7 protein-coding genes and 1 tRNA gene are annotated in these 6,894 nt (G+C 45.2%); 1 reads left to right on the forward strand and 7 read right to left on the reverse strand.

Annotated elements, in window-relative coordinates; genetic code table 11:
• Positions 1 to 408 precede the first annotated feature (408 nt).
• Entirely contained in the window at positions 409 to 564 is a 156-nt protein-coding gene (locus K0A89_12515; GenBank protein ID MBW6519306.1) for a hypothetical protein, read from the forward strand.
• Positions 565 to 595: 31 nt separating this feature from the next.
• Here the strand turns inward: K0A89_12515 and K0A89_12520 are convergent, their stop codons facing one another.
• The 7 genes from K0A89_12520 to K0A89_12550 all read right to left on the reverse strand — a co-directional run bounded on the left by K0A89_12520 (position 596) and on the right by K0A89_12550 (position 6,687).
• Positions 596 to 1,711 carry an AAA family ATPase gene (locus tag K0A89_12520; protein ID MBW6519307.1) on the reverse strand — a complete coding sequence of 372 codons (1,116 nt, stop codon included), beginning with the start codon at positions 1,709 to 1,711 and terminating at the stop codon, positions 596 to 598.
• Positions 1,712 to 1,765: 54 nt separating this feature from the next.
• The gene (locus K0A89_12525) at positions 1,766 to 1,930 is read right to left on the reverse strand and encodes a hypothetical protein (protein MBW6519308.1); all 165 of its coding nucleotides are present in this window, start codon (positions 1,928 to 1,930) and stop codon (positions 1,766 to 1,768) included.
• A 63-nt stretch (positions 1,931 to 1,993) separates the two neighbouring features.
• Positions 1,994 to 2,182, reverse strand: a tRNA-Trp gene (locus K0A89_12530).
• A gap of 161 nt (positions 2,183 to 2,343) precedes the next feature.
• Complete coding sequence (locus tag K0A89_12535) at positions 2,344 to 2,958, reverse strand: translation initiation factor IF-2 subunit beta (protein ID MBW6519309.1); 615 nt, start codon at positions 2,956 to 2,958, stop codon at positions 2,344 to 2,346.
• 35 nt (positions 2,959 to 2,993) lie between these two features.
• Positions 2,994 to 3,518 carry a 50S ribosomal protein L16 gene (locus K0A89_12540; protein ID MBW6519310.1) on the reverse strand — a complete coding sequence of 175 codons (525 nt, stop codon included), beginning with the start codon at positions 3,516 to 3,518 and terminating at the stop codon, positions 2,994 to 2,996.
• Positions 3,519 to 3,595: 77 nt separating this feature from the next.
• Complete coding sequence (uvrC, locus tag K0A89_12545; GenBank protein ID MBW6519311.1) at positions 3,596 to 5,431, reverse strand: excinuclease ABC subunit UvrC; 1,836 nt, start codon at positions 5,429 to 5,431, stop codon at positions 3,596 to 3,598.
• A 53-nt stretch (positions 5,432 to 5,484) separates the two neighbouring features.
• Positions 5,485 to 6,687 carry a 4-vinyl reductase gene (locus K0A89_12550; protein MBW6519312.1) on the reverse strand — a complete coding sequence of 401 codons (1,203 nt, stop codon included), beginning with the start codon at positions 6,685 to 6,687 and terminating at the stop codon, positions 5,485 to 5,487.
• Between the last annotated feature and the right edge of the window lie 207 nt (positions 6,688 to 6,894).

Below are 6,894 nucleotides of genomic sequence, written 5' to 3' on the forward strand. Positions count from 1 at the left end.
CAAGATCTTCAATTAGATTTCCTATTGTATCCCTGTGGTGGCCTGTTATTCTTTCAATCGATCTGATACCATTTTTCTCAACAAGGTGTTTGCAGATGTTGATTATCTCAGATTTCGAAAGATGTTTGTGATAAAGCGGTGTATTCACGGTTTCAACAAACCAACGACAGCAGTGATTACAATAATATTGTTGATGCCCGGCTCGATTTTTCCCGCGCTTTAGAATATCTTTTCCAGACTCTACAAAAAAATATTTGCATTCTGGATTCTGACATGTAATATCGATTTTACTTCGAGGTCTAGCCATGTAATATCACAAAAATAATAATGAATATTATAGAATATAAATTATGCGGTCTATTCTAGGACACTACCGATTATCCTGATGCATGGGTGCAGTATTTCAACATGAGCGCAAAACGTGCGGATCTGGTATATGGAACCGATTATACCCTGTCATCAGGAGTGACGAATGTCACCTTTACCCTGACCGGAGGTCCGGGTGAAGAAATACAGTTGTATGTTCAAAAGAATTCGCTGGATGTACGGATCGATGTCATTTGATATCCTGTTAAGGAAAAATGAGATGTTCGGTTTACCTGAACATCCCTTCATCTGAATTTTTGAACATACTTGAATCGACTGTACTTTTCAAAGCTTTTTCCAGGTGCCTGTTCCCTACAGGACTATCTTCCAGGATTGCAGCATGCAGGGCGGATTTCAATATTTTCTCAACCAGGTCGCGACCCGAGAACCCTTCGGTTTTTTCAGCCAGCGCCTTTATATTCACATCGTCTTCGAGCTCTACAGGGAACGTGGCAATGTTAGAGTTTAATATCGCTTGCCTCTCCTTTATATCAGGCAGGACAAATTTTATCTCTTCTTCGAACCGGCTGCGAACAGCGGGGTCCAGGGATTCTATCCTGTTCGTGGCAGCAATCGTGCACACTCCTTCCCGTGCCTCAATACCATCCATCTCGGTCAATAGTGAATTGACTATCTCGACCACATCACCCCTGAGTTCCTGGAAACGCCTGTCCAGGGCAATTGCGTCCAGTTCATCAATGAAAATGATGCAGGGCTGAAGGTCTTCTGCCCGGTCATATAACTGGTGTAACTGTCTTGATCCGTCTCCTACGAACTCGCCTATCAACTGTGTGGCCTTGATGGGCAGGATAGGGACGTCTGTGGCATTGGCCAGGGCCTTTGCCAGCATGGTCTTACCGGTACCGGACGGGCCATGGAATAATATGTTCCGGGGTGCCCACTTGCCGAACAGTTCAGGGTCATCAAGGAATTTCATGATGAGCTTACATTTATGCTTTGCACTATCCTGTCCGATCACATCGTCGAACATGACATTATTGGATGGTTCGGGTACAACCTCATCGCTGTCTACATCTTCTAACAAGAATACTGTGGACCTGCCGATAACACTATTCTCAGGTATAACATTCAACACCTTGAATGCAAAATCAGGAAACATCCTGCGGTCGAAGAGATACTCACCGGACTGGACCAATAATCCGTTCCATTGTTCTCGCGCATAGAACTCGAAAACACTATTCTCAAAGACCTCCGGATACTCGTGGAGTGAACTTCTCAGTGGATAACCTGCCGGTTTTAACGATACGAAAAGAGCTCCACTTTCCGTACGTTCCTTTTGTGCTTTGACACTTGTCTTTTTACTAACACGTTGTACTGAACGCAATATTTTTTCCTCGGCCTTCACATTGTCGGATGTGGTATTAATATTATCGCCGGGCTATTTTATCAGTTGTTTCAGCATTATAAAAAATACGTATGCCAGTGCGATTATAATAACAATCTCGACGACATGTGAAGCCAGTTTCATTATGAACGGTGCAATGATGATGGCCAAAACTATTGAGAGCAGTATAAAAATTATATCGCGAATACCGGATTTCATTGAATGTAGTATTATTCCTTGCTGCATAAATATGTAATTACTAAACAAGAAAAAAAGAAAACGTGGGGCTGGTGAGATTTGAACTCACGATCGACGGGTCTCTCCGAACCCTTGAAGAATTCAAGGAGAACACCAAATCAGTGCTCCAACGGCTCTTCACTGACCCGCCCCGTCGGACAGGTCTCAGTAGACCCGTTGCTCATCATTTTATCCGCTGGAGCCCGTCGCCATTCCGGACTAGGCCACAGCCCCGTTACTGTTTATTATAGTAACTCACTTCATAATGTCTACAGTATATTAAAACTTAACGATTACAAGGACAGGTAATCCTGAAACAAAACCAGTCCACGTATGGGGCCCCGCCGGGCTGCATACGTGTGCGGCCCGCTACTGGCCAGAGTAGGAGTAGGAACTCATTCGATAACAGGTTCAGCAAAGACCACAGTACCTGAAATACGCTTTACCCTTGCTTTGACTATTTCCTGTTTGGTTGCACCGGTGATATAAACAATATACTTGTCCACTTTCGCAATACCGTCACCCTTTGAACCCACGCTTTCGATTTTGAACTCGTAGACCTCGCCTTCTTCCAGCGCGTCCCTCTTCTTTTCCATCGTAGCTTTTCTCTTCCTGACCGGCCGGTGAGCACCACAGGCATCACACTTCAGCATCAAGATACGGTCAGACTTCACCAGTTTGGTATCAGGACGGCCGCATTCCGAGCATTTCACATACTCATCAACATAGGACACTATCTGTTCAGCAATAGCCTCGACACTGAACTTTCCCTGGAAAACAGCATGCTGACCGCTGATCTTGGCAGCAGTTCCTAATTCCCTGGTCAGGGCCTTCATCAGGTGGTCAGGGTCCCGATTCAGCACATCTGCTATCTGACTGAAGTTCTCAAGAACAGTAGCCTTCCCTTCCGAGAACGTCTTTGGCTCTGGTATTACGAACCTTTCATCAGTAGTCTTGACATCTGGCATCAATTTATATGCCCGGTCCAGATATGCTTCGTAGTCACCCATTATTTCACATCAATATATAGTACAGCAAACCTTTATTAGTCGACCAGTTTCTGTCCTTCATCCACCACGATCTTTACCGGGGTTGAGAGTTTCATTCCGCACCGCCTGAGTGCGTCTTTAGCGGTCAGGAACCCTTCCTTTGTAGTCGAGATGGTAAAGATCTTCTGACCTTTTCCGACCTTTGCCGAAAGGCCTACCGCTTTACCGAAAGCCTGGCGCATACCCTGGCTGACCCTGTCAGCACCCGCTCCAGTAGCCTGTTTATTCTCTCTTATGACCTGGAATGGATGAACTCTTAGCTTCATGTGGAAGTTTTGCACTCCCACCATCTTGACCAGAAGTCGGTTCGCAGTGATCCTGCCCGCTTCCAGGGCACCGTCACGAAGCTGGCAAGATTCATCAGCTACCAGTGATAACTTTACCGGGAACTCTGCCTTTAGATTTCCCATATCATAATGTACTATTTTATTCCCGGGTACACCACCCATATATTTCCTCTGGGTGTATGACCTTCTGCTGTTGTAATTGCGAAACGTCTTTGCTGGTCTTTTTCCTGCCATGATGAATGTCCTCCGATATAAATCCAAGAGTATGAAATTTAGCAATAATATGCGGTTTCCCTTAATAACCTGACGGCTTATAAGCTTTTGGAGACGTGCAGCATTTTGTGAATCGCAGCTGCCGTAACCTTATTAATACCTGATAACTGTTCCAGTTCGGTAAGAGTGGCCGCCCTTATCCCCTCAACAGAACCAAAATGCCTGATCAGCATTTCTTTACGTTTTTTTCCCACACCAGGTATCTCATCGAGTACCGATGACCTCAGCCGCGAAGCCCTGCGACGGCGATGGTGCGATATGGCGAACCTGTGGGACTCATCCCTGATATGTTTCAGCATGCTAAGACCTGGTGAGTCTGCAGGCAGTATCAACGGAGTATCACGCCCCGGTATATGGATACTTTCAAGCTGCTTTGCCAAACCTATGACCGGTATATCCTGGCCCCATCGCAAAAGTGCACTGGTGGCCGCACCCAACTGTGCGGGCCCGCCATCCACAATAATGAGGTCCGGTACTTCATCCCAGGTATTTTCATTTCCCCCATATTTCTCGTTCTTCTCACCCCCAGCACCACCGGCAATCCTTGCCAGACGGCGGGAAATAACTTCCCCCATCATGGCAGGGTCATCAATACCCTCCACGGTCTTGATATTGAAAATACGATAATGCTTCTTATCAGGGATACCTCCGGTAAACACCACCATGCTACCCACTGCATCAGTGCCTCCAATGTTGGAAATATCAAATGCCTCTACTCGCTGGGGCAGGTCTGCCAGGCCCAGTAGATCTTTCAGTTCAACCAGAGCAGCGTGCCCTGACTTTTCCCTTTTATCATCCTTGAGCAAGCTCATGGTAAGCAGTGACCGGGCGTTCCGGTATGCCATGTCCACCAGTTCTTTCTTGCGTCCCCTGCCAGGCACGGTAATGTCCCGCTTCCCGGCCGACGTGCTCTGCAACCATTCCAGCACGGTATGGTCATCCGGCATTACATTCAGTGAAATATCTGCGGGCAGGGGGGCGTCACTGTAATATTGTGTAAGGAACGCACTCATGACCTCTCCTTCATCTGCGCCCCTGGAATACAACGTGAACTCAGAGCGTCCCACCAGGCTGCCGTCCCTGATATACAGTACCTGCGCTGCAGCGGTCTTATTGGATACAGCCACGGCCACAACATCCCAGTCATCGAACCCGCCCGTGATGTGCTGCCGTGCAGATACCGTATAGTTAAGGGCCTGTACCTGGTCACGAATCACTGCAGCCGATTCGAACTCTTCCCGCACCACATACTGCTGCATCCTTTCATTTAACCTGTATACCAGTTCTTCATTTCTGCCTTCCAGGAACCGAATGGCATTATCCACGTTCATGCGATACTGTTCTTTATCTATCATACCACTGCAGGGAGCATTACATAGATCCATCTGGAAATTGAGACACGCTCTTCCCGAAGTCGTAATCTTCTTTTTACACGGCCTGATCCTGAAGATCTGGTTTATAAGTTTAAGCGTCTCGCGGACTGACCGTGCACTGGTATATGGTCCGAAATACCTGGCACCATCCTGTAATTTTCTGCGTGTGAGAAAAATCCTGGGAAAATCTTCTTCAACCGTTATCTTGATGAACGGATATTGCTTATCATCTTTCAGGCACACATTATAACGGGGCCTGTGTTCCTTGATTAGATTGGACTCCAGGACAAGCGCGTCAAGTTCAGTTGACGTGACAATATATTCAAGGTCCGAAATAGACCTGACCAGTGCCCTTGTTTTCACATCCTTTTCAGTTCTCCCGAAGTACTGGGAAACCCTTTTTTTGAGGGACAGGGCCTTACCCACATAGATGATATTGTCGCTCTTATCTTTAAATAAATAGACTCCGGGCGAATCAGGTAAAAGCACTCGCTTATTCATAACTTCATTCTCTATACAGGAATAACAAAAAACCTCACAGTCAATTATAAGGTTTACTGTTCCTGCATCTCCTTTAGCCATTGTGGAATTTCAGCTTCTTTCATTTCATAAAAAAGCCTGTACTGGCATAATGGTTCCCCACTGTCGAACCTGCAGGAATTTATTTCGCACGTGATCTTTTTACCGATAGCAATATTTGCAATACCCTCGATTTCCCCTTTCATGAACGAGCATGGCCTTATATCCAGTTCTTTGATGCCCGAACAATCCATTGGTTCTGAGAACGTTACCAGATAGCCGTCTTCGAATTTTTCAACTGAATGGATATTTGCAAGCAGTTGTTTCCGGTAATATTTCGGCATTGCTTCTGTAAGCAGTTTTTCTCCATCAACATTATAGAACTGCCTCAATGTGTTTACAAGATGATAGCTGAACCTGACCCCTGCTTTCTGGTAGGTTTCAGAATATATCTCCGGATTTTGCGAGAGTGTGTTCAACATCCTTAACTGGTAAATAAAAATATGCACATAAGACCCGATTTTAGTCTCGATCTGGCTTCCGTTTGACAAAGATTCCAGGATCTTTCTTTGCAATGTACTCTCTATTTCCTGCAAGCTGCCCGGTGGAACATTGACTGTCAGGAAATCTTCAACTTTGTCACTGAATTCAATGTCCTTTACATAGCCGATCTCGTAATTACATAACTGGTCTCCATGAGTTACACAACTGGATTCGTAGGCACCCATGGGTTGATGGAACAATGCAGAAAAGATACCTGCCAGCATCCCGGAAAAGTAAAAACATGAATTGAACCCGACATTGGGCAGGTCCATGCATTCATTACAGCCTCTGACTTCGTATTTTATACGCCTGGCACTATGGTCCAGAGAACGTATTGCACCATATCCCTGCCCCATTTGACGAAAAAGAGGGCCGTAAATATTTCGGTTTAATATCTGCAGTAATTTCATGGCTTTTCCAGGTTCAAGTCTGCTAAAATTTCTGAATATACTCTGGTTCAGCTTTTTATTATCATTATATTCCGAAACATTTTCCGTGGTGCTATTCAAGGTTGAAAGGTATTCTACGCGCACCATATTTGGATTGTAAAAAAGTATGTAGTCAAGACGTTTTTGGGTTTCCACCGTGTTTATATAGTCGCCAAGGTTAGGTCGTGTGCCCGGGAGGTCATTGTCTATAAGGTGAAATATCTTCTCCCAGAGGATCTTTATCGCAGACTTAACGAGATAGCTCATTACCAGTAAATGATTGTTTACAGTTAAAATTGTTTCGTAACTATTCAGCCCTACAAATTATGGCTACTGATACCGAAATGATATTTGGTAGCTTTATGTGAAGAATTTATAGCTAATGTCTTACGATATCGATTTAGAAATTCCTAAGACATTAAAGACGAAAAGCGCAGTGGCTATTGAAAGCGTTTAATAGGCTGAATAGTTACA

The sequence above is a fragment of the ANME-2 cluster archaeon genome (assembly GCA_019429385.1).
Taxonomy (GTDB): domain Archaea; phylum Halobacteriota; class Methanosarcinia; order Methanosarcinales; family Methanocomedenaceae; genus Methanocomedens_B.